This is a genomic window from Bartonella australis AUST/NH1 (assembly GCF_000341355.1).
Classification (GTDB): Bacteria; Pseudomonadota; Alphaproteobacteria; order Rhizobiales; family Rhizobiaceae; genus Bartonella; species Bartonella australis.
Window position 1 is genome coordinate 529,642 of the sequence record NC_020300.1, and the last position, 22,071, is coordinate 551,712.

Annotated in this window: 21 protein-coding genes; 14 read left to right on the forward strand and 7 right to left on the reverse strand. The window is 42.3% G+C overall.

Going from position 1 to position 22,071, the window contains the following annotated elements:
* Nucleotides 1-92: 92 nt before the first annotated feature.
* The 5 genes from BANH1_RS02230 to BANH1_RS02250 form a co-directional block, all read right to left on the reverse strand.
* Nucleotides 93-923, reverse strand: a complete 831-nt coding sequence (locus BANH1_RS02230; protein ID WP_015397809.1) for a heme ABC transporter ATP-binding protein — start codon at nucleotides 921-923, stop codon at nucleotides 93-95.
* A complete protein-coding gene (locus BANH1_RS02235) occupies nucleotides 920-1,987 on the reverse strand; it encodes a FecCD family ABC transporter permease (protein ID WP_015397810.1) in 1,068 nt (355 codons plus the stop codon). Before BANH1_RS02235 ends, BANH1_RS02230 begins: the two co-directional genes overlap by 4 nt.
* 7 nt (nucleotides 1,988-1,994) lie before the next feature.
* Nucleotides 1,995-2,888, reverse strand: a complete 894-nt coding sequence (locus BANH1_RS02240; RefSeq protein WP_015397811.1) for a heme/hemin ABC transporter substrate-binding protein — start codon at nucleotides 2,886-2,888, stop codon at nucleotides 1,995-1,997.
* Between the two features lie 27 nt (nucleotides 2,889-2,915).
* Complete coding sequence (locus tag BANH1_RS02245; RefSeq protein ID WP_015397812.1) at nucleotides 2,916-3,947, reverse strand: hemin-degrading factor; 1,032 nt, start codon at nucleotides 3,945-3,947, stop codon at nucleotides 2,916-2,918.
* A 256-nt stretch (nucleotides 3,948-4,203) separates the two neighbouring features.
* Nucleotides 4,204-6,441 (reverse strand): TonB-dependent hemoglobin/transferrin/lactoferrin family receptor, encoded by a 2,238-nt coding sequence (locus BANH1_RS02250; protein WP_015397813.1) that lies wholly within the window; start codon nucleotides 6,439-6,441, stop codon nucleotides 4,204-4,206.
* A 232-nt stretch (nucleotides 6,442-6,673) separates the two neighbouring features.
* On the opposite strand from BANH1_RS02250, the gene BANH1_RS02255 reads away from it, so the two are divergent.
* Nucleotides 6,674-7,450: an energy transducer TonB family protein gene (locus BANH1_RS02255; protein ID WP_015397814.1), complete on the forward strand. Its 777-nt coding sequence runs from the start codon at nucleotides 6,674-6,676 to the stop codon at nucleotides 7,448-7,450.
* A gap of 230 nt (nucleotides 7,451-7,680) precedes the next feature.
* On the opposite strand, the gene BANH1_RS02260 is transcribed toward BANH1_RS02255, so the two are convergent.
* The gene (locus BANH1_RS02260) at nucleotides 7,681-9,786 is read right to left on the reverse strand and encodes a lytic transglycosylase domain-containing protein (RefSeq protein ID WP_015397815.1); all 2,106 of its coding nucleotides are present in this window, start codon (nucleotides 9,784-9,786) and stop codon (nucleotides 7,681-7,683) included.
* A 247-nt stretch (nucleotides 9,787-10,033) separates the two neighbouring features.
* Between BANH1_RS02260 and dapA the strand changes: the two genes are divergently transcribed.
* Both dapA and smpB read left to right on the forward strand, forming a co-directional pair.
* The gene (dapA, locus tag BANH1_RS02265; protein WP_015397816.1) at nucleotides 10,034-10,918 is read left to right on the forward strand and encodes a 4-hydroxy-tetrahydrodipicolinate synthase; all 885 of its coding nucleotides are present in this window, start codon (nucleotides 10,034-10,036) and stop codon (nucleotides 10,916-10,918) included.
* An 18-nt stretch (nucleotides 10,919-10,936) separates the two neighbouring features.
* Complete coding sequence (gene smpB / locus BANH1_RS02270) at nucleotides 10,937-11,413, forward strand: SsrA-binding protein SmpB (protein WP_015397817.1); 477 nt, start codon at nucleotides 10,937-10,939, stop codon at nucleotides 11,411-11,413.
* A gap of 47 nt (nucleotides 11,414-11,460) precedes the next feature.
* Here smpB and BANH1_RS02275 read toward each other — a convergent pair whose 3' ends face one another.
* Nucleotides 11,461-12,129, reverse strand: a complete 669-nt coding sequence (locus tag BANH1_RS02275; protein WP_015397818.1) for a uracil-DNA glycosylase — start codon at nucleotides 12,127-12,129, stop codon at nucleotides 11,461-11,463.
* A gap of 576 nt (nucleotides 12,130-12,705) precedes the next feature.
* Here BANH1_RS02275 and rpoZ point away from each other — a divergent pair.
* The 11 genes from rpoZ (at nucleotide 12,706) to panB (ending at nucleotide 22,051) form a co-directional block, all read left to right on the forward strand.
* On the forward strand, nucleotides 12,706-13,104 hold the full coding sequence (gene rpoZ, locus BANH1_RS02280) for a DNA-directed RNA polymerase subunit omega (protein ID WP_015397819.1): 399 nt from the start codon (nucleotides 12,706-12,708) through the stop codon (nucleotides 13,102-13,104).
* 101 nt (nucleotides 13,105-13,205) lie between these two features.
* Nucleotides 13,206-15,434, forward strand: a complete 2,229-nt coding sequence (locus BANH1_RS02285; protein ID WP_015397820.1) for a RelA/SpoT family protein — start codon at nucleotides 13,206-13,208, stop codon at nucleotides 15,432-15,434.
* 16 nt (nucleotides 15,435-15,450) lie between these two features.
* Nucleotides 15,451-16,029, forward strand: coding sequence for an orotate phosphoribosyltransferase (pyrE, locus tag BANH1_RS02290; protein ID WP_015397821.1), 579 nt, complete (start codon nucleotides 15,451-15,453; stop codon nucleotides 16,027-16,029).
* A gap of 98 nt (nucleotides 16,030-16,127) precedes the next feature.
* Nucleotides 16,128-16,718, forward strand: a complete 591-nt coding sequence (locus tag BANH1_RS02295) for a DUF2062 domain-containing protein (RefSeq protein WP_015397822.1) — start codon at nucleotides 16,128-16,130, stop codon at nucleotides 16,716-16,718.
* A complete protein-coding gene (acpS, locus tag BANH1_RS02300; protein ID WP_015397823.1) occupies nucleotides 16,715-17,125 on the forward strand; it encodes a holo-ACP synthase in 411 nt (136 codons plus the stop codon). Before BANH1_RS02295 ends, acpS begins: the two co-directional genes overlap by 4 nt.
* A gap of 73 nt (nucleotides 17,126-17,198) precedes the next feature.
* Nucleotides 17,199-17,978, forward strand: a complete 780-nt coding sequence (gene lepB / locus BANH1_RS02305) for a signal peptidase I (protein WP_041582939.1) — start codon at nucleotides 17,199-17,201, stop codon at nucleotides 17,976-17,978.
* Between the two features lie 16 nt (nucleotides 17,979-17,994).
* The gene (gene rnc / locus BANH1_RS02310; protein ID WP_015397825.1) at nucleotides 17,995-18,702 is read left to right on the forward strand and encodes a ribonuclease III; all 708 of its coding nucleotides are present in this window, start codon (nucleotides 17,995-17,997) and stop codon (nucleotides 18,700-18,702) included.
* Nucleotides 18,695-19,597: a GTPase Era gene (gene era, locus BANH1_RS02315; protein ID WP_015397826.1), complete on the forward strand. Its 903-nt coding sequence runs from the start codon at nucleotides 18,695-18,697 to the stop codon at nucleotides 19,595-19,597. The genes rnc and era overlap by 8 nt, the downstream gene beginning before the upstream one ends.
* 5 nt (nucleotides 19,598-19,602) lie before the next feature.
* On the forward strand, nucleotides 19,603-20,349 hold the full coding sequence (recO, locus tag BANH1_RS02320; RefSeq protein WP_015397827.1) for a DNA repair protein RecO: 747 nt from the start codon (nucleotides 19,603-19,605) through the stop codon (nucleotides 20,347-20,349).
* A 26-nt stretch (nucleotides 20,350-20,375) separates the two neighbouring features.
* Nucleotides 20,376-21,221: a pantoate--beta-alanine ligase gene (panC, locus tag BANH1_RS02325; protein ID WP_041582940.1), complete on the forward strand. Its 846-nt coding sequence runs from the start codon at nucleotides 20,376-20,378 to the stop codon at nucleotides 21,219-21,221.
* 14 nt (nucleotides 21,222-21,235) lie between these two features.
* Complete coding sequence (panB, locus tag BANH1_RS02330) at nucleotides 21,236-22,051, forward strand: 3-methyl-2-oxobutanoate hydroxymethyltransferase (protein ID WP_015397829.1); 816 nt, start codon at nucleotides 21,236-21,238, stop codon at nucleotides 22,049-22,051.
* Nucleotides 22,052-22,071: the final 20 nt, after the last annotated feature.

Below are 22,071 nucleotides of genomic sequence, written 5' to 3' on the forward strand. Positions count from 1 at the left end.
TCTCTAAAAAAGCGAGCAAATGCGGCTTATAATAAGGATGCATTAATGATAAAACTGCATTAAATAAGAAGAAATACGCCAAAAGTTTGAAGTTATTGCTGGAAGATTAGTGCTCCTGGGGGAGCGGTTTCATGGGCGGAGGCTGTCTGTGGTAAAATAAACGGGACGCCCGCTTTGGGCAATTCGGAGACCGCTAAGGAACAATGGTAAACGTCGCGCAGATTTTGCGTCGTTAAGACGGCGGAGGCGCTGCCTTTGCAATGGATTTTCCCCTGCTTGAATAATATCATTTCATCTGCGTAGTGGGCCGCGAGGTTGAGATCATGTAAAACGGCGAGAACGCCACCGCCACAACGGGTAAAATTTTGCGCGATATTCATGACAATAAGCTGATGTTGGATGTCAAGATTAGCGATAGGCTCATCTAATATTAGCCAACGAGGGATTCCCTTATGAATGGGTTTCAAGATTTGGCAAAGTACGCGGGCAAGATGCACTCTAGCTTGCTCGCCGCCCGATAATTGATGATAATATCGGTTACCATAGTCAGCTAGGCCGACATATTCCAAAGCTTGTTGGGGTAGGGTACGTAACTGGGTTTTTGTAACGTTGAGTCGATTAATAGAAAGACCAAGTTTTACAACTTCGTGAACTAAAAATGGAAACGCCAACGTTATTGATTGCGGCAAAACAGCGCGCATCGTTGCCATTTCGCAAGCTTTTGTCTGCATAATCTCATGATTATTCAATGTTATTTTTCCACTATAAGGAATATCACCGCTCAGCGCTTTGATAAAAGTGCTTTTTCCAGATCCGTTAGGACCTATTATGATAGTAAAGGCACCACTTTTAGCTTTGAGGTTAATATGGTGAAGAATTTGTGTTTTGCCGTATTGGACGCCGACATTTTTTGCTTCAATCATGGAAAATTTACTCCCCGTTGATATACGAGAATCCAAAGGAAAAATGGCGCACCAAAGAGTGCTGTGACAATCCCAATTGGCAATTCTGCGGGGGCGATAATTAAGCGCGCGAGCGTGTCAGCGGAAATCAATATTGTTGCCCCTAAAAGGGCTGAACAGGGAACGAGGTAGCGGTGGTCGGGGCCAATGAGCTGGCGCAAAATATGTGGAACCACAATACCGACAAAACCGATACCGCCACTGACAGCAACTGCTGTACCACACATGAGTGCGACAATTAAAATAGCGATATTTTTAGTCCGCTGAATATGAAAGCCGATATGGCCGGCGGCGGCTTCACCGAGAGAGAGAGCGTTAAGCGCTCGTGATAAAAAGGGGGAAAAAAAAATACCAACCAAAATAAAAGGCAAGCTGAACCAAACTTTCAGCCATGTTGCACCTGCGAGAGAGCCAAGGTTCCAAAAGGTGATATCACGCAATTGTTGGTCATTCGCTATAAAAATCAAAATTCCAACGACGGAACCGCTTAAAGCATTGAGAGCAATCCCTGCAAGGAGCATCGTTGCGACAGAGGTATAACTGTGATGTGTTGCTATTGCGTAGAGAATAATTGTTGACAAAAGTCCGCCAAGAAAGGCTCCTACGATAATTTCGTAAGATTCCAAAAAAGGTATAAATGAAAGAGGAAAAATAATACCGACAACAATCGCCAATACTGCGCCAAGGCTCGCCCCCGCCGATACGCCTACAATCCCAGGATCAGCGAGGGGGTTACGGAAAAGCCCTTGCATGAGAACGCCTGAAACAGCTAAAGCCGCTCCAACTAATATTCCTAAAATAACACGAGGCATCCTTATATCGACCAATATAAGGTAATCGCGTGTTTTACTACTCACCGAGAAATCTTGCGTAAAAAATGCGTGAATGAGGTTGACAATGGAAGCATCCGACGTACCATTTGATAACCCTCCGAAAATGCTGAAGACGAAGAACACTATTAAGCTAAATAAAGCAATTTTTTTTCGGTTTACGTGCTTTTCTTTCATTTTAAATGTACAAGCCATGAAAATGCTATTTCCCATCTTTACCGTAAAGTATATGAATAAGTTCTTTTGACGCTTCTGCGGTACGCGGGCCGAAACTTAAAAAATACACGGCGTCCATTTGTTTTATAGCGTTATTTTGTGCTGCAGGTGTTGCTTGAATTGCTGGTACAGCCAAAATTTTATCCAGAGTAACAGAATTTCCAGTGTGGTTCATGAGTAAAATAACATCGGGGTTTGATTTTAATAAGGCTTCACTATTCAGAAGTTTGTATCCTTTGTAATCAGAGATAACATTTATACCACCTGAGAGTTTTATCATGCCATCGGCAGCTGTATTCGTCCCGGCTGCCATGACGCGTCCGTTTTTTATTGATAGAACGAAAAGGACGCGCTTCAGCTTGGTTACTTTTTCTAAAAGAATGTCATTATCCATAAAGGTGCGGTTCACTTTTTCAATCAACATTGTTGCTTGTGTTTCTCGGTGGAGAACTTTTCCGACGAGGCGGATTTTTTCTGTTACATTTTCACGAGAAAAGTTTTCTGGCACAACCACTATAGGTATTGACGTTTTTTTGAGAATGTCGATCGTCGAGGGAGGACCGCTTCCTTCAATCAATAATATACCTTCTGGAGCGAGCGATAAAACACTTTCTGGCGAAAGAGCACGCATATATCCAAGCTCAGGAAGTTTGAGTGCTTCTTGCGGGTAGATGCTCGTACTATCGCGGGCAATGAGTTGATCCTGTGCTCCTAATGCATAGATAATTTCTGTAAGCGCTCCGCCTATGGAGATAATTCGTGCATTTTCGGGAAAATTGGTTATTGGTTCAGCGATTGCTTGTCCAGAAAAATAAGCAAAAGGCGGCACTACGCAAACAAGGAGCAAGTTTAATAGTCTACGCGAAAGAGATGTGAGCATGTTTGATCTTATCCTTTTAAGCCGCTACTATTTTCGGGTTAGAGGTAAACTATTCAATAAAAAACGCCAATCTTCACGTTCTTTTTGGCCTTTTTTTCGCAGGCCGAAAAATTGGGTAATCATTTCACCATTTTTGTCGAAAACTTCAAGTGAATTGACGTAACCATCCCGGGTAGGTTTGCTAACACGCCATACTTCATCAATTCCAGAGACCAGTAAATGCAAATGAAACTTTGGATCAAGAACATTGAGCCAAGGTCCCATTTCCTTGATTTCTTTTATTTGTCCGCTGAAGATTTGGATACAGCCTTTATTGCCGACGAAACACATAATCGGTATTTCTTGTTGTGCCGCTTTTTTCAGCATGGTTTCAACAGATTCCCTTTTTAATCTGTCGGTAAATTCACTACCGGCGTATTTTACGGCATCATGTCGGCTTATTTCAAATTCAGAGATAATTTCGTAAAGTTGATGCACATCGGTCATTTGTCTCCAACGATCTCGAAATTCTCCGACAGCCAGTTCCGTTTTACCAGATTGAGTAGGGGTTGGAGCGGGCAGAACGTCAAGGATATGCGACTGTGTTTTGCTGAGCAGTTTTTCAACAAGTGCGTTCCATTCTTCCATATTTGTCGTATTCTGAGAATAAACTTTGAGAATCGCGACACCATGCTGATCAAAAAATTGCAGACTTTTTGCGGGTTTTCCGAGGATAGCTGTCTCATATTCAAAACCAAATTTCCATTGCTTTGGAAAAATACGCAAATCGATTTCTCCGAGTGTTAAGGGGACATGTTGGCTTTGCACAACCTTTTCAAAACAGCCAGTTCTTTCATGAACAGCATGTTCGTTACGCGTTAACGCCATAACGGTCCCAATTTTAGGAATATTTTCTAGAAGAACGGCCACATCAACCTGTAATCTTTTTGCTTTTCCGATCGTGCAATAAGCAGCGATAAGCTCTGCCTCAGATATGCTAATTGAAGCAGCAAAATCACGGTTGTGCATCTTTTTGTTTTCTTTATGCTGATTAATAATCATTTTAGCTGCGTAAGACATAAACCTTCCTTATTATGACTGGCTTTTTTAATTTTGCAGGCTTAAGCAGTAAACAGAATCATCGTAGATGATGATTCTGCTCGCCATTAAATACGTCTCTGCTGTCAGTGATAAAACGGCCAAAAACTAACCAATTAGGGACAGCTAAAATTTCTGCACTGATTATTTTATTTAAGGAAAAGCGAAAATTGAAACGCAACAACCCGTCCTTTCGTAGGTATAATTTAAAAGCCAGTTAAAGATTCAACAGAGATACTCAAAATTTCTGCACGAATGATATCTTAAAATTACGGCCCGGTTGGCTGAAATAATCTTTGGGCGGTGGTGCTACTCCACTAGGAGACTCAGAAGGAAGATCAGTCGCATTCCAATATTTTTTGTTCAAAAGATTGTAAATGCCAGCCCTTATAATAGGGCCTTTTTCGCCGAAAGGTTTCCACCACCCCAGCACATCAATCAGGTTGTAGTTGGGGATTTCCCCGTAGCTCGATTTATTTTCTACCTTATTGAATTTGGTTACTGAGGTGAAAATCACATCTGCACCCCAAGCTTCTCGGCTATATCCTAGTCCAATGACCGTTTTTAAAGGTGGGACTGAGCTAAGATATTCGTTTTTATCAAGATCTTTTCCTTGTGCGTAGACGAGGGAAAAATTACTATGGAAGCCGTTACCAAAAGTCCAAAATGCTTTTGCCTCAATACCGGAAATACGTACACTCGTGCGGTTTGCATAATGCCTGCGTGCGTACTTAAATTCTTGTGAAGGTCCCAGGTCTATAATGTCAATAAAGTTTTTATATTGATTATTAAAAGCGCTGACAGAACCACCAAAATTTGCATTTTTATATTTCACACCGATGTCGTACCCATTGCTGGTTTCTGGTTTAAGATTTGCATCGCCTGCCATATAGTAAAAGCTGGGATTGATATAGGTAAGATAGAGTTCCGAGACGCTCGGTGCCCGGAAAGCTTGCGCCCATTGAGCGTAAAGCACTGTTTGGTCATTGACATCCCATTCTATACGTAATTTCGGAGAAAAATGTGTGCCGCTATTTACTGGGGGATGTTCCCCGGTACTCACTATTTTTTTGTAAGAAGGCGTCTTTTTGGGGTCGTGCTTATACCAGTCATAGCGGATTCCAGGCGTTACGCGGAAAGGTTTACCGGGAAAACTAATTTCGTCTTCGAAAGCTAGGCCAAAATTACGGCTATTCGTATCCGGCGCATCCGACTGGTTGGTGTGTAAAAAGGCGCATCCACGCGCATTTTCTTTTAAATGACAGTTATCTTTACCGTATGAATATTGGTGGAATTTAGATTCTAAAACATTTACAGCGAATTTAAATGCGTGATTTACGTTGCCGGTATCCACATGTTTAAGGCCTTCAGCACTAAGGCCGTAATTTATATCACGTACGAGATTATCTCTTTTATAATCCCCTTCTGGCTGCCTAACACGATACCCTTCTAAGATTTGATTATTGCGCCACTTTTGCCAATGAAGTTGCCCGTGAAATCTATCAAAAATAGCATCTCCACCGCCATTATAATCATAGGAAAGCGAAAAACGTTCGCGGTGTTTATTTTTTTCATTATAAACAGAGCCTGGCAAGTATGTTGCGGATGAAGCATTTAGTGAATGAATATCTTTATTATAGGCAAAACGTTCTACTGTAAAACCAAACCGGTGGTCGCTACCGAAATATTGATGAGCTTTAAAAAGAAAATTATCTTGGCTGAAGTCAGCGGGGTTTTCGCGTGTACGCTCATTACCATAACCGTCTATGGTTCCCATATTTTTACGCTGGTGCCCCCCTGCACGGGATCCTTGAAAAAGCAGAAGTGTTTGACCAGCACTCATTGCAAAAACTTGGTCTATATGCCAACTGTCATCGACTGTATGATAACCACCTTTTACGAGGCTATTTTGTCTTTTTCCCTCTGTAAGAAGATCTTCAGGATTAAGAGTGCGTAAAGCGATAACCGCGCCTAATGCACCAGATCCATAAAGACTGGAATCGGATCCTCGAATAACGTCAAGCGTGGAAAGTGCGTTAAAGTCAAACATCAAATTACCGCCTTTAACACCACGCGCTCCGTCATTAAACCACGGAAGAATGACGCCGTCTATCGTCGTTAGAATACGGTTGGCATCCAAACCGCGAATTACGAGACTATCATTATCCGAATTGTAAGTTATAGACGAATTAAGGCGGCTAATATCGTGGACATCATCGACTTGCTTTTGGGCAAAATTTTTAGCAGTTTCGCGATCAGTTAAGATTGCCGCCGCATCTGAAGCACCTGCTGTTTCGCTTCTTTCGATCACGATCGGCTTAAGCTCAGTAATAACATTTTTATCATCGCTTTGTGCAAAAATATCAACGCTGATGCGCTCACTGTTGTTTTGCGCAAAAACGAGTGAAGGTGTACAGATGAGTAATGTACTTAAAGCTACGCAGCTTTTACAGATATTTTTTCTTCTTATTTGCATAATGCGTCATGACCTCTTCTTAAACGCCCCCCCGGTAAAACTTCATACATAAAGGCGCCTAACTTATTGAGCATAAAAGCCGCACAGCTAAGCAGTAATAATCTGATTTCAATACAGAAACACGAGGAGGCATATTAAACATGATAAAAACAGTCAAGAAAAAAGTTGTAATTCGCAAATAGCCTATTTAATAAAATACTAAGTGCTAATATCAGACTCAAAAGAACAGTGGATGAAAACTACGAATTTTGCGCATACTGAGTTACTACCAACTCTTTGGGTGGGAGCGTTTGTTAGTGCTCTTTCTTTGCATATTGCCTTGGGGATAAAATTTTATTTTCAAAGCGTCGACATAAGTGATGATGTGCATCCACCGGCAATTATGCTGACTTTTGCCCACGAAGTCGTACATTCCGCCATTGATGCGGCGTTACCCGATGTCGATATAGATTCAGAGGTACCACCGTTCAGCTTTTTAAAGCCGGAATTTTCAAGGTCTGTGCTAAATGAGGTACAAGGAGAAAAATCCCAATCCATTGAGGAAAAAAGCGATTTCATAGCGCCGACACCTTTAAAGAAATTTTTTTCCTCTAAAACAGAGCGCGGAGCCTTTGTTAAACAACCGTCCCCGACATTAAAAACTACGGCAAAAAATGAAAATACAAAAAGGGGACGCTTATCTGCTACTTTTGCCACTGATAATGGAAACGGTACCGCTGTGTTTGCTGGTTCATCTCCAATGCAATGGTTAGCAAAGGTACAGGCGCAGTTAGAAAGACAAAAGGGTTACCTTGCGAGGCAACGTATCGGTCTTGCAAAAGGGGTGGTGCAGCTAGAATTTAAGGTGCATGAACAGGGGGATATTTTTTCTAGCCGCGTTGCGGTTTCTTCCGGTGATCACGAACTTGATCAGTTGGCTATAACAGCGCTCCAGCGTGTTGGTATTTTTCCTCCTCCCCCTGTTTCAAAGGCAAACAAAATTATTAGAGTATCTCTAATATTCAATTGAATTTCACACAGTTCTCATTATTGTGAGGGAAAAATTTCTTAAAAAAATAGTCTGTTTTTGCAGAGGATATTTAGCTAAAATTGGCCGGTATTTACCCGAAGTAAATTGATTTCGTTTTATGTAGGAGATGGCTTTGAAGAGCGATTAGGGGTCGCTCACTTTATTATAATTTTCACGATATTGCGGTTTGTGATATAGGAGACGGAGAAGAGCCTCTAAGCGGAGGGGTTTTAATGACCAGAAATAAGATCAATTTTGATATCTATTTCTCCGGTGAGTCGTGCTTTGTAAATTTCATAATTTTCCATAACACGCATGACGTAGTTACGTGTCTCTGCGTAGGGGATGCGCTCAATCCAATCAATAACTTTATTGAGGGGTTGGCCTCTAGGGTCGCCATAACGGCTTATCCATTCATCAACGCGACGGGGGCCCGCGTTATAACTGACGATAGCTAATATATAAGATCCGTTAAAACGTTCTAATTGCTCGCTTAAAAAACGAGAGCCTAATGTAGTATTATAACTAATATCACTGGTGAATTTTTTAGGTGACCATGCAATGGAATACTTATTTGCGAGCGCTTGCGCTGTTGTAGGTAGTAATTGTAATATGCCTCTGGCACCAGCTTTTGATACGGCTTTTTGGTTAAATTCGCTCTCTTGGCGCGCAATAGCATAGATGAGTGCTTTTTCCGCTGCAAGGATATTGGCGGACGCTGGAATAGCTCCGATAGGGTGGGAAAGTGCACCAACATTTTTCCCCTGAAAAACAGCGATTTTACCGATTATGAGGCTAGTATTATAATCACCTTTTTTTTCTGCCATAACAGCTAGAAGGGCTAATTCGCCCGGACTCTCTATTTTTTTGCTGAGCTCCCTATAAAGAATCTTAGAAAAATTAACATAGCCGGCGGCTTCAAGCCATTGAATAGCTTGGACAGCTTTTCGTGCGCTAAAATGCTCCCGGTCGATAGTTGTTGGTTTGGGGAAGGAGATCTTAAGTTTTTTTTGGTTAAGTCGCGAAGCTGCTAATTGGCCATAATAAGTTTTGCTGAAGTGAGAGGCATGGTAAAAATAACGCGAAGCTTTTTCATGTTCGCCTAAAATTTCTGCTGTTCTTCCTGCCCAATAATAGCCGCGAGATATTGAAAGAGGGGTCGAGGACAATTGGAGAATGCGCATAAAATGATGCATCGCTAAGTTAGCATTATGAAGGAACTGTAGCGCGTACCATCCCGCGTGGAATTCAGCATCTACCATCGATTCAGGCGTTGAGTCGCCGCGGGCTGCAACGATTTGGTATGCGATTTGAGGTTTATTTAAATCAATCATTTCTCTAGAAAGAGCACGTCGTTCCACCCACCATGCATCAGAGCATATGAGGCACGCTGAATTTTGATGTGCTTTCAGCATAAGCGTTGCTGCAGCATTGTATTGCTTGTTTCGTCTAAGGTAGCGAATTTGAGCAAATTGTAAAAGAGGATCTTTTTTCCATGATCTGTTAACGGCCTGTAATTTTTGTGCAGCTCGGGGATTATTTGTTTCAACTGCAATAAAAGCGTCAAAAAGAGATTGGGCGCGGGCTAATTTTGCAACTCGTTTGGCTGAATTAAAACGGCGTGCATAAAGCATAACCCGCATGCGTTTTAGGTGATCAATGGGTTTTAATACAGCACCCGCTTTTTTAAGGATAAGCTCTTCTTCTTGCGCGCTGAGTTTCGCTTTATACCACAATGGTACAATGATTTTTCGTGCGTGGGCAGTTTGTCCGGTTGCGATGAGTGCTTGAGCAAACGCCGCCGTGCCTTGTGTAGTTAAGGGAAGATGGCGGGCAAATTTTTGAATAATTGCCTGTGCAGAACTTGTTTCGTTAACAAAAGCACGCTCAGCATTGCGCCGTATGATAGATAAGCCAGGCCACTCTTTCAATTCCTTAAGGGCACTAAGTAGCTCAGAACTGGGTATGTCCGGCTGACCTGATGTACCGATTGCCCACATTAAAATTTGGCGCTCAAGGCTATCTTTGGCCATTGTGTTGCGAATAGCTATTACTTTCGTGATATTGTTATTTTTAAGAGCGTCTAGACCGATTTTAAGCTGGTTGGCTGCAGTAGGGCTACTAATAGTTGGAGTTTTATCGAGTATATCACGGGCCGGTTTAAGCGGATTTTTATGTTTTTTTGTCGTTGCAAGGGGGTAAGGGTGAGACAGAGGGACTGGTATTTTTTCGGGTAAAAAAACCGTTTGCGCATATGCACTCGGAAACAAAATTCCTGCGGCCAACATTAACAAAATCAAAATTAGTACAAAAAATTGTATGAAGAATGCACGCATCGAGAAAAGGCCTTGAAATCCTGCTTTTTAGCATTTTTTAGTGAGTTTTAAAGCAGAAGCATGAAAGACGTGTTAACGTATCATTGGTGCTTTTAGGGGATACTCAGAGCTAAAAAGCGTACGCTTGCGTTGCGAGGGGAGGTGTAAAATTTGTGTTGTTTCAATTATCCAGAAAGATTACGCTCTATAATCGGTAATTTGGAAGGCTATCTTAGAATGAAGTTCAACATTACAAAAGGAGTTTATCATGCTCAAGGGAGTGGTGACTGCGCTTATCACGCCATTTGATGAAAATGGCGCCGTCGATGAAAAAACGTTTTGTAATTTCGTCGAATGGCAAGTTAAGGAGGGCGTGGACGGTGTGAGTCCCGTTGGCACAACAGGCGAGTCGCCGACTTTAAGCCATGAAGAGCATAAGCGAGTTGTAGAATTATGTGTCGAGCAGGTTGCTAAACGCGTTCCCGTCGTCGCGGGGGCTGGGTCAAATAGTACAGACGAAGCCATTGATCTCGCACAACATGCCGAAAAAGCGGGCGTCGATGCGGTTTTGGTGGTAACTCCTTATTATAATAAACCTAATCAGCGGGGATTGTATGCTCATTTTGCTGCTATCGCGAAAGCTATTTCTATCCCAATTATAATTTATAACATTCCTGGTCGTTCTGTTATCGAGATGACTGTAGAAACTATGAAAAATCTCCGCCAAGACTTTAAAAATATCATCGGTGTTAAAGATGCAACAAGTAAAATTGGACGGGTGAGCGAGCAAAGGAAAAAATGCGGGGAAGACTTTATACAGCTCTCTGGTGACGATAGTACGGCATTAGGCTTTAATGCCCACGGGGGAGCAGGATGTATTTCAGTTTCATCTAACGTTGCCCCAAAACTTTGTGTAGAGCTTTATGCTGCTTGCCGCCGTGGTGATTATAAAGCAGCGTTAGCGCTGAATGATCGCCTGATGCCTTTAAATCGCGGGGTATTCATCGAGCCGAGTCCGGCAGGTATTAAATACGCTGCTGCAAAATTGGGGCTTTGCCGTGATAGCGTCCGTTTACCGATGCTTCCATTAGAAGATAGTACAAAAAAAATTATTGATGCGGCTCTGCAACATGCTGGTCTCATTAAAAAATAAAATGGTGTTAAAGTGGTCGTGAATAAAAAAAAAGCCGTGTCAGTGCGAAAAGTGATAGCAGACAATCGCAGGGCTCGTTTCAATTTTGAAATTCTTGATAATCTTGAGGCTGGCCTCGTATTATGCGGAACAGAAGTTAAATCTTTGCGTTCTAATCATGCTAATATTGCGGAAAGTTACGCTAGTTTTGAAGATGGAGAGCTGTGGTTGATTAACAGCTATATTCCAGAATATACGCAGGCTAATCGTTTTAATCATGAACCGCGTCGCTTGCGTAAATTATTAATTTCGAAGCGTGAAATGGCGCGTTTTTCGAAAGCAATTTCTCGTGAAGGAATGACTATCGTCCCGCTCAAGCTTTATTTTAATGAACGAGGATGTGTTAAATTGGAGATCGCTTTAGCGCGTGGTAAAAAGCTTCATGATAAGCGCGAAACAGAAAAGAAGCGCGATTGGGGACGTGAAAAAGCAAGAATCTTAAAAAAATGTGGATGATGAGGTTGGTTTGTACACTTTATATTTTTAGTGTGTTCTACAAGATTTCAGCATTGATCCAAATATGTTTTTGCTGCTTGAAAAATCTGATGAAACATAGCGTCTGTTAGACGGCCGGTATTGGTGTTGTAGCGCGAACAGTGATAACTTGAAAAAATGCGTAGTTTGCCGATGTCACTTGTTTCTCCGTGACCGAAAGGGTGTGCTAAAATTTTTGCATTTAAAGCGCGTATAGTTGAATGGTGGGCAATGGTACCGAGGGTTATAACGGCTCTAAGTTGAGGAAGGTTTGTTAGAAGAGGTGAAAAGAAATATCGGCAAGTGCTGATTTCAGCGCCGGTCGGTTTATTTTCTGGAGGAACACAACGTACGGAGTTTACAATTGCGGCGTCGATCAATTCGAGATCATCATCTGGTTTTGCTTCAAAAGTGCCTCGTGCAAAACCAAATTTCTTCAAAGTTGAATAAAGTAATTGGCCGGCATAATCACCTGTGAAAGGGCGCCCAGTTCTGTTTGCTCCGCGTAATCCTGGCGCGAGCCCCACGATAAGCAGGCGTGTTGTTGTCGCACCTTTATAGGGAAAAAATGGCTTTACGGGCGCATTGTGCCAACGAGGCTCTTTTATGCGCCAGTTAGCGATGAAACTGTGCAAGCGAGGACATAAGTTACAATTTTCTGGCGGCTCAGGGCAAAGAGACATCGATTCACTATTCATAACGGCAGGTATCAACTATTTTTCTAAAAACTCTTTTCGGGTTGTCTTTATAATATATCGCGGACTTTATTTACAAACAATTCCGCAATTAATACAATGACTTGTTCCGCAACGTGACTTAACATAAAACATTGCCGGTTATATTATAATAGATAAAAATCTAGCTTGGTAATAAACTGTTAATCATGCAGTACTGAAAAAGCGTAAGGCTCTTAGTTTTACTAACATATTTTCTGGGTACAATATTAAAGGCTACTGGATCGTCGTTATTAAGAAATTATCAAGTCGGCACAAAATCTGCAAGCTTGGGAGGCCTTCATAAGCTATAAACAGCTATTAATATTTAAATGGCCCATTTTTTGTCTTGCATTAACGTTGTTTTATTCAGAGTGAAATCTACGATAAGAAGTCTCACCCACTTTAAATTATACAAAGAGTTCAAAAATTATTTTATAAACAAGCTCCTTGAGCAAAAAAATGCTGAAGCGTGAGTTGTTTTTCTTGTGTTTCGTTTTGATTATTGTATATACTTCGCGCCGGTCGTGGAATTTTTGGACTTTTGGGAAAGATGCATAAATGGCTCGCGTGACAGTAGAAGATTGTATCGATAAAGTAGATAACCGTTTTGAGTTGGTACTTTTAGCTGGGCATCGGGCGCGTCAGATTTCGCAGGGCGCGCAGATTACAGTTGATCGCGATAATGATAAGAATCCCGTCGTCGCTTTGCGTGAGATAGCCGATGAAACATTATCGCCTGCGGATTTAAAAGAGGACCTCATTCATTCATTGCAAAAATACGTGGAAGTGGATGAGCCGGAAGCGGCGACTGAATTTATTTCTCATTCAGGTGGAGCTGAGGGTGTTTTTGACACGCAATTAGAAGGAGAGAGCTGTTCCTTTAATCATATGTCAGAAGAGGATCTTTTGGCGGGTATTGAGGGTTTAGTTATGCCGGAAAAAAGTGACGATTATTAATTTTCAAGTGATATGCGTCACCATCGGGGCCATTTTTTTGTCTTTTATCGGTGGAATACTCGAGAGTGATTGGGTAATAAAATTTTGAAGGACACGCCTGTATGATGCGTCAGTGCGAGCTTGTTGAGCGTGTACGGCGTTATAAGCCCGATGTAAACGAGGCTTTGCTGAATAAAGCTTATGCCTACGCAATGAGAAAGCACGCTCATCAAAAACGTGCGTCGGGTGATTTGTATTTTTCTCACCCTTTGGAAGTTGCCGCTATTTTAACGGATATGCGTTTAGACGAGGCGACGATCGCTGTTGCCCTTTTGCATGATACCATTGAAGATACAAGCGCTACACGGGCCGAAATTGATCAGTTTTTTGGCTCCGAAATTGGCAAATTAGTTGAAGGACTTACAAAGCTCAATAAGCTCGATCTTGTTTCCAAAAAGGCGGTGCAAGCGGAAAATTTGCGCAAACTTCTCATTGCTATTTCTGATGATGTTCGTGTTCTATTAGTCAAACTTGCAGATCGCCTTCATAATATGCGTACTCTCGCTATTATGCGTGATGATAAGCGTTTGCGAATTGCTGAGGAGACAATGGAGATTTATGCGCCGCTCGCTGGTCGCATGGGCATGCAGGATATGCGCGAAGAGCTAGAGGACCTTTCTTTTTTGTATTTAAATCCGGAAGGTTATCGTGTTATTACTGACCGACTCTCTGAATTATCGAAGCGTAACCGTGATTTACTGTCGACAATCGAAAACGAATTGATGAAGCTTTTTTCTGAGTGCGGTATTAAAGCGGATGTTAAAAGTCGCCAGAAAAAATCTTATTCAATTTTTCGCAAAATGGAGAATAAGGCGTTATCTTTTGAGCAATTGTCTGATATTTTTGGATTTCGCGTGATCGTTGAGACTGTGGATGATTGTTATCGCGCTCTCGGCATTATCCACACGACGTGGCCGATGGTTCCTGGCCGCTTTAAGGACTATATTTCAATACCCAAACAAAATGATTATCGTTCAATCCACACAACGATTGTCGGTCCTTCAGGGCAACGTGTGGAGTTACAGATTAGAACCGAAGCTATGGATGAAATTGCCGAATATGGCGTTGCAGCGCATTCTATTTATAAGGACCGTGGTTCTAATTATTCTACTTCAAAGTTATCGAATGAAACCAACGCTTACGCGTGGTTACGTCAGACGATTCAATTTTTATCGGATGGTGATAATCCAGAAGAATTTTTAGAGCATACAAAGCTTGAACTTTTTCAAGATCAAGTTTTTTGTTTTACGCCGAAAGGGCAGCTGATTGCTTTCCCGAAAGGCGCTACGCCTATTGATTTTGCTTACGCAGTTCACACTGATATCGGTGATTCTTGCGTAGGAGTAAAAATTAATGGCCGTATTATGCCTTTAATGACTAAATTAAAAAATGGTGATGAGGTTGAAATTATACGTTCGCAGGCTCAAGTTCCGCCGGCTGCATGGGAAGCTTTTGTAGCAACGGGGAAAGCGCGTTCAGCGATTCGTCGAGCAACACGCGCAGCGGTACATAAGCAGTATTCTGGTTTAGGTTATCGTATCCTTGAGCGTTCATTTGAATGTGCGGGAAAACAATTTTCGAAAGAGATACTTCAACAAGTTTTGCCGCGCTTGGCGCGCAAAGATGTAGAAGATGTATTAGCTGCCGTTGGACGTGGCGAATTAGCTTCTCTCGATGTCCTGAAAGCGGTTTACCCAGATTATCAAGGTCACAGCGTAGTACAAAAAACGCCTTTGAAACATAAAAAAGAAAGCTGGTTTGATATTGCGAATGCCCGAGGCATGATTTTTAAGGTACTCAGAAATGAAAAAAACACTCCTTCGGGGGAAGAGAAGCAATATAAGGCGTTACCTATTCGGGGAACTCATGAAGATATCCCGGTGCGATTTTCTCCTGAGGGTGCTGTGCCAGGGGACCGAATTGTCGGCATTATGCAGCCAGGTGCAGGCATCATTATTTACCCAATTCAGTCTTCGACTTTGATGGCTTATGATGATCAACCAGAACGGTGGATTGATGTACGTTGGGATATTGATCCTGAAATAAGTGAGCGTTTTCTCACGCGAATCGGTATTTTGGCTGCTAATAGTCCTGGTTCTTTGGCCGAAGTAACCCAGGTCATTTTTGTGAATGATGCTAATATCCAGAATTTATCTTTAGTTCGTACAGAGCTAGATTTCACAGAAATTATGATTGATCTAAAAGTTAGGGATTTAAAACACTTAAAGTGTATTCTTTCTCAGTTAAAAAAATTAAGTTCAGTTAGTACTGTACGTAGGGTTCACGGATAAGATAAGAGATTTTACAATGAATACACAAGATGTAATTGATATTTTCAAAGAGGCAAATGCTGTCCTGGAAGGGCATTTTATTTTAACATCAGGCCGCCATAGCGCTATTTATATGCAGAAAGCGAAAGTGTTTATGCGCGCTGATTTAACTGAAAAGCTGTGTTATGGCTTAGCTCAAAAAATTAAGAAGTATGTTCCAGGAAAAATTGATTATTTAGTCGGACCTGCAATTGGTGGTCTTATTCCTTCTTACGAAACTTCGCGCCATCTCGGTGTTCCTTCTATTTGGGTCGAGCGCGAAAATGGTATATTTCAGTTGCGCCGTTTCGAAATTGAAAAAGGCGCGAAAGTTGTAGTTGTTGAAGATATCGTGACGACCGGTCTTTCCATCCGTGAGACGGTTAAGGCGCTGCTTACAGCAGGAGCAGATGTCGTGGCAAGTGCGTGTATCCTTGATCGTTCCGGCGGTAAGGTTGATGTCGGAGTTCCATTAATTGCACTTGCTGAATACGAAATAGCATCTTATGCTAGTGACGCGCTACCCGTTGAACTTTCTGCGCTTCCAGCAGTTAAGCTAGGAAGCCGGGGTATTTAGTTATCTTGATGTTGCTTTATTTTTGTGGCAGGGGCCCGGCGGAGTCGGTTTGAGTAACAAAGGTCGTTTTGTTTGCATGGGGTATGTGTAAGAATAATATGCTTTCTCGTCATAGAAAATCAGTAAATTTTAGCGAGTGCATCCGACTTTTGTTGCGGCCGTTTCGTTCGTTTTTCTATATGCGTGAACGTATTTTGCGTATATCGGCGGCGCCTCATGAAGTGGCGCTAGGGTTTTCCATCGGGATTTTTTTAGCCTTTTCGCCTTTTTTTGGACTACATATTGTTTTCGCAGTATTTTTTTCTTGGATTTTGCGCGGAAATTTCGCTGCGGCGATCATCGGAACCGTTTTTTCCAACCCACTGACATTTCTACCTATTATTATGGCAGATTATAAGATAGGTTACCTTTTTTTATCATTTTTTCGCGATATTAATGAAATTTCTCTTTCTCAAGTTCGTACTATGCTCGGAAGTTTAACGTTCTCAGAAGTGTGGCTGGTTTTTGGGAATACATGGGATTTGATTATGATGCCGGTGATTCTAGGCAGCGTTCTTTTGGGTTTTATTTTTAGTGGCTTGTCCTATATGGGCATTTACAGAACGACGGCCCGTTTCCAACAAAAGCGGTACCAAAAGATGATGAAAAAAATGCATTTGCAGCAAGACGGTTCAGGCGATGCATTATGATTATCGGGATCGGGAACGATGTAATCGATATAAGGCGGATCGAAAAGATTCTGATTCGTCACGGGGACCGCTTTATCCAACGCGTTTTTACAGATATTGAACAGGACAGGTCAAAAAATCTCCGAAAAAGCTCTTGTTCTTACGCTAAAAGATTTGCCGCTAAAGAAGCGTGTGCTAAAGCTTTGGGAACGGGAATCGCCTGCGGTGTTAGTTGGAAAGATATAGGGGTGATTAATTTGTTATCCGGGAAGCCGGTTATGGAGTTGACGAACTGCGCGCAAACGCGGTTACAAAAATTGCTGCCCCCCGGTCACGATGCGGTCATTCATCTTAGCATAACGGATGATTTTCCTTGGGCGCAAGCGTTTGTTATTATAGAAGCGCTTCCGCGTGGGAGGGTCTCGTGAGAGATTGTGCTTTTATTATTTGAGCATTATGATTAGAAAGTGAATTTTGTCCATAACGAGAAGGCAGTATATGATGAGCCAAGAAGAAAAAGCCATAAACAAGAAGAAAAAAGGCGAGATCTTTGAATTTATTTCCGTCCTGATTCAGGCTCTATTTTTAGCTGCAGTTATCCGTACGCTCTTTTTTCAGCCTTTTAGTATTCCCTCTGGTTCGATGCGTCCGACTTTATTGGTAGGGGATTATCTTTTTGTTTCCAAATATGCCTATGGGTATTCTCGTTTTTCAATACCTTTTTCTCCTCCTATTTTTTCTGGGCGTATCTGGGTATCTCAGCCTAAGCGTGGGGATGTTGTGGTTTTTCGTTTACCAAGCAATCCAGACATCGATTATATTAAACGCGTCGTTGGATTACCCGGTGATCGTATTCAAATTCGTGGAAGTGTGCTTTATATCAATGGTGAAGCTGTCCCACGTCAATTTATGGGGCAGGTTAATGATTCTGACGTAACAGAAGTAAGCCGCCCCGTTGATGTTTATCGCGAGACACTGTCTAATGGCGTGAGTTATGATACACTTGATCTAGGTTTTTCTTCGCAATTTGATGAAACAAAAGTTTTTGAGGTTCCTCCGGGGCATTATTTTATGATGGGTGATAATCGTGATAATTCAGATGATAGTCGCTTGGACGTTGGTTATGTGCCAGAAGAAAATCTCATTGGTCGGGCTAACCTGATTTTCTTCTCCATTAGCAACGGTTCGAGTGCCTGGCAATTTTGGCGTTGGCCGTTTGATGTGCGCTGGAACCGCTTGTTTTCTTTCGTTGCTACTGTCCGTTATCTCCCCTTTGATTAAGTAGGGGCTGTCTATAATGAAGCATTCAGTCATTGACCGGCTTAAAAAATTGACGGGGCATAGCTTCAAAGATGAAGATGAACTAAAAAGGGCGTTAACGCATTCTAGTGTACAAGAGCTAGGGCGGGGCAATTATGAGCGGTTGGAGTTCTTAGGTGATCGGGTCCTCGGACTTTTAATTGCGGAGATGCTGTATCAGTTTTTTCCGCAGGCTAGCGAAGGTGAATTATCGGTACGCTTAAACGGTTTGGTGAACGCGCAAACATGCGCTGATATTGCGTTAGAAATGGGATTACCCGATATGATTCATGTCGGTTTCGAAATGAAAAATTTAGAAGGTCGCCGGCTTGCTAATATGCACGCTGATGTCGTCGAGGCTTTAATTGCTGTCATGTATCTTGATGGCGGATTAGAGAGCGTTCGGCCTTTTATTCAAAGATATTGGCGAGATCGTGCAAAAAAAATGGATGCGGGCCGACGTGATGCTAAAACAGAGCTGCAGGAGTGGGCTCATACGCAAGATAGTGCGCAGCCGCATTATCGGGTCGTAAAGCGTTGTGGTCCGGATCATGATCCTGTTTTTGTAGTAGAGTTAAGTATCTCCGGTTTTGCGCCCGAAATTGGGCGAGGTAATTCTAAGCGGCATGCAGAGAGAGTAGCTGCTGAAAAAGTTTTGCGGCGTGAAGGTGTATGGGAAGAATCAGGGAAAAATAGTCGTGAGTGATATTGCTAAAACACGCTCCGGCTTTATCGCGCTAATCGGGGCGCCTAACGCCGGTAAGTCGACTTTGGTTAATCAGTTGGTCGGAACGAAGGTTTCAATCGTGACTCATAAAGTACAGACAACGCGAACTTTGGTGCGCGGTATTGTTATTCATAATAATGCACAGATTGTGTTGATCGATACACCGGGTGTTTTTCGTCCCCAAAAGCGATTAGAATGTGCCATGGTGTCTACTGCTTGGGGCGGCGCGAGGAATGCTGATCTCCTTTTGGTTTTAGTTGATGTTAAGGGTGGTCTTTCGCATGAAGTTGATGCGATCTTGGATATTTTGAAAAGTGTCGAACAGGATAAAATTCTCGTCCTTAATAAGATCGATACAGTAACTAAATCGTCTCTTTTGGCGCTAACCGCCGAAATTAATAAGCGGGTAGAATTTTTGCGGACATTTATGATTTCGGCTTTAAAGGGTTCGGGGTGCAGGGATTTGCTTGATTATGTGAGTTCGATAATGCAGGAAGGGCCGTGGTATTATCCAGAAGACCAAGTTTCAGATATGCCGATGCGTCAGCTTGCTGCAGAAATTACGCGCGAAAAACTTTTTCTTCGCCTTCATGAAGAACTTCCTTATTCCTCCACAGTCGAAACAGAAAATTGGGAGGAGCATAAGGACGGCTCAGTTAAAATAAGCCAAGTCATTTACGTAGAGCGTGATAACCAGAAAAAAATTGTTTTAGGAGCAAAGGGTAACACGATTAAAGAAATTGGCCAGGCAGCACGCAGAGAATTAATGGAAATTATGCAGCAGAAGGTCCATCTTTTTCTATTTGTGAAAGTGCGTGGCAATTGGACTTCTGATCCAGAACGCTACCGTGAAATGAGGTTAGATTTTTCTTAAATAAAATGAAATGGAAAGAGCAAGCTATTATCCTCGGCGCGCGCCAGTACGGCGAAACGAGTGTTATTCTTGAAATTATAACGCGTCAACGTGGCCGTTACACAGGAGTGGTAAAAGGAGGGCGTTCCCGTCGTATGGCCGCTCTTCTTCAGTCTGGGAATTTCGTAGAGGCTGAATGGTGGGCGCGCTTGGATGAACATTTAGGGTTATTTAGGCTTGAAGCACTTAATTTACGCGCTTCACAGTTGATGCTTTTTCCGGAGGCGCTTTATGCTTTGCAATTGATGGCTTTTTATTTTCGGCTTCTCCCTGAGCGTGATCCTCACCCTGTTTTATACGATATTTTGCATCTTTTTATGCAAAATTTCAGTGAGCCGTTTGTGAATGCCGAATTGCTTATACGTTTTGAGATGCGGCTTCTTGAAGAACTTGGCTTTGGCCTCGATTTATCTTGTTGTGTTGTAACTGGTCGTCGTGAAGGACTTTGTTACGTATCGCCGAAATCGGGGCGTGCTGTGTGCGGAGAAGCAGGGCACCCTTGGAAAGATAAACTTTTACCTTTACCGCAGTTCCTTGCACAAAGAACTCGTCGCCCTGCTGATTTTAATGATATAAGAAATGGGTTCGCTCTAACAGATTTTTTTTTAATGCGCTACGTTTTGGAACCGCGAGGTGTAAAACGTCCGGTAGTTCGTGTTAATTTAATAGAATTATTTAGGCGACGATTTCATACGCAAGCAATAATTTGCTGATTTAATGGAAATGGATGAAGATAAATATGCAACTTTTGACAACAATTGCTGAAACGCGCCGGTATATAGAAGGAGAACGGCGTTTAGGACTGTCTATTGGTCTTGTGCCGACCATGGGGGCATTGCATGATGGGCATATTGCATTAGTGCAGCAGGCAAAGGCAATGTGTGATCGAGTATTAGTCTCTATTTTCGTTAATCCGAAGCAATTTGATCTTCGTGCAGATTTTGATAAATATCCAAGAGATTTAACAGGTGACTGTATTTTGTTAAAAAAAACGGGTATCGAGTACGTTTTTGCGCCTTCTACGGAAGAGATGTGGCCGCCGGGAAATGATACAATCGTGGAGGTAAAAAAACTATCGCGTATTTCGATGGGAAAGTTGCGCCCAGGGCATTTTTGCGGTGTTGCCAGCGTTGTTGCTAAACTTTTTAACATTGTTCAGCCAGATAAGGCTTTTTTTGGGGAAAAGGATTTTCAACAAATTTTGATTATTCGTCGCATGGTTGAAGATTTAGCTTTTCCTGTCGAAATTATCGGTATGCCTATTTTGCGCGATGCGGATGGTGTAGCTAGTTCTTCGCGCAATCAGCTATTAGCATTAGAAGACCGTAAAGCTGCAAAAATTATTCCTGAGAGCGGCAAAGCCGCTGAGAGGCTCTACCGTCAAGGTGAACGGTCAGTTAATAAATTGCGTAAAATTGTTCGCTCTGTTTTACAGCGGGAACCGCGCGCTGTCATTGAAGCGATAGATGTACGAGATATGGAGACTTTACACGCAGTTAAAGGGAAATTAAGCGCGCCTGCGGTGTTATTGTTAACCATCCGCTTTGGAGGAGTCAGGCTCCTTGACCAATATACACTGCGATAAGAAGGGCTGTAGAAATGAGTTCGCATAAAACTATAAAGCGTGTTACCGCTTTTGACATACAATCAAGGAAGGGGCAAGAGCCGATTGTCTCTCTGACCGCTTATCAGGCTTATAGTGCGCGAATTGCCGATCCATATTGCGATTTTCTCTTAGTCGGTGATAGTGTTGGTATGGTTGTGTACGGGTTTGAAACAACTTTGTCTGTTACTGTAGATATGATGATTTTACATGGACAAGCGGTTATGCGCGGGTCTAAGCGGGCGCTTGTGGTCATTGATATGCCTTTTGGTTCTTATGAAAAAAGTCCAGAACAGGCTTTTTTGAATGCGTCACGTATTATTGCAGAGACAGGGTGCGGTGCTGTCAAGCTTGAAGGTGGAATTTATATAGCGAAAACAATTGAGTTTTTGCATAAACGCGGTATTCCAGTTATGGGCCACATTGGTCTTACTCCGCAGGCAGTTAATCGTTTTGGTGGTTTTAAGACACAAGGATACGACAAAAGCGATTGGCTAAAGATTAAGTCTGATGCAATAGCAATTGAAGAAGCAGGCGCTTTTGCCGTTGTTGTGGAGGGGGTAGTGGAACCATTAGCAGTGGAGCTTACGAAGAATCTTTCTGTCCCTACTATCGGCATTGGTGCATCCAATCAGTGCGATGGACAGATCTTAGTGATGGAAGATATGCTAGGTTACGGCGCTTGGGTGCCTAAGTTCGTGCGACGCTACGGTGTTTTGGAACAAGCGGCGGAAGCGGCAATTAGAAATTACGCAGAAGATGTTAAATCGCGTGCTTTTCCAACTGATGCAGAAATTTATAAACTCAAATAAACTTAGGTTAAGAAAAAATC

Coding starts and splice junctions, on each gene's coding strand:
- BANH1_RS02285 (WP_015397820.1), top strand. CDS start 13,206: ATGATGCGTCAGTGCGAGCTTGTTGAGCGTGTACGGCGTTATAAGCCC.
- recO (WP_015397827.1), top strand. CDS start 19,603: ATGAAATGGAAAGAGCAAGCTATTATCCTCGGCGCGCGCCAGTACGGC.
- BANH1_RS02295 (WP_015397822.1), top strand. CDS start 16,128: ATGCTTTCTCGTCATAGAAAATCAGTAAATTTTAGCGAGTGCATCCGA.
- BANH1_RS02275 (WP_015397818.1), bottom strand. CDS start 12,129: ATGAATAGTGAATCGATGTCTCTTTGCCCTGAGCCGCCAGAAAATTGT.
- BANH1_RS02245 (WP_015397812.1), bottom strand. CDS start 3,947: ATGTCTTACGCAGCTAAAATGATTATTAATCAGCATAAAGAAAACAAA.
- BANH1_RS02255 (WP_015397814.1), top strand. CDS start 6,674: ATGAAAACTACGAATTTTGCGCATACTGAGTTACTACCAACTCTTTGG.
- rpoZ (WP_015397819.1), top strand. CDS start 12,706: ATGGCTCGCGTGACAGTAGAAGATTGTATCGATAAAGTAGATAACCGT.
- rnc (WP_015397825.1), top strand. CDS start 17,995: ATGAAGCATTCAGTCATTGACCGGCTTAAAAAATTGACGGGGCATAGC.
- BANH1_RS02235 (WP_015397810.1), bottom strand. CDS start 1,987: ATGGCTTGTACATTTAAAATGAAAGAAAAGCACGTAAACCGAAAAAAA.
- acpS (WP_015397823.1), top strand. CDS start 16,715: ATGATTATCGGGATCGGGAACGATGTAATCGATATAAGGCGGATCGAA.
- BANH1_RS02240 (WP_015397811.1), bottom strand. CDS start 2,888: ATGCTCACATCTCTTTCGCGTAGACTATTAAACTTGCTCCTTGTTTGC.
- BANH1_RS02250 (WP_015397813.1), bottom strand. CDS start 6,441: ATGCAAATAAGAAGAAAAAATATCTGTAAAAGCTGCGTAGCTTTAAGT.
- panC (WP_041582940.1), top strand. CDS start 20,376: ATGCAACTTTTGACAACAATTGCTGAAACGCGCCGGTATATAGAAGGA.
- panB (WP_015397829.1), top strand. CDS start 21,236: ATGAGTTCGCATAAAACTATAAAGCGTGTTACCGCTTTTGACATACAA.
- pyrE (WP_015397821.1), top strand. CDS start 15,451: ATGAATACACAAGATGTAATTGATATTTTCAAAGAGGCAAATGCTGTC.
- dapA (WP_015397816.1), top strand. CDS start 10,034: ATGCTCAAGGGAGTGGTGACTGCGCTTATCACGCCATTTGATGAAAAT.
- BANH1_RS02260 (WP_015397815.1), bottom strand. CDS start 9,786: ATGCGTGCATTCTTCATACAATTTTTTGTACTAATTTTGATTTTGTTA.
- BANH1_RS02230 (WP_015397809.1), bottom strand. CDS start 923: ATGATTGAAGCAAAAAATGTCGGCGTCCAATACGGCAAAACACAAATT.
- lepB (WP_041582939.1), top strand. CDS start 17,199: ATGAGCCAAGAAGAAAAAGCCATAAACAAGAAGAAAAAAGGCGAGATC.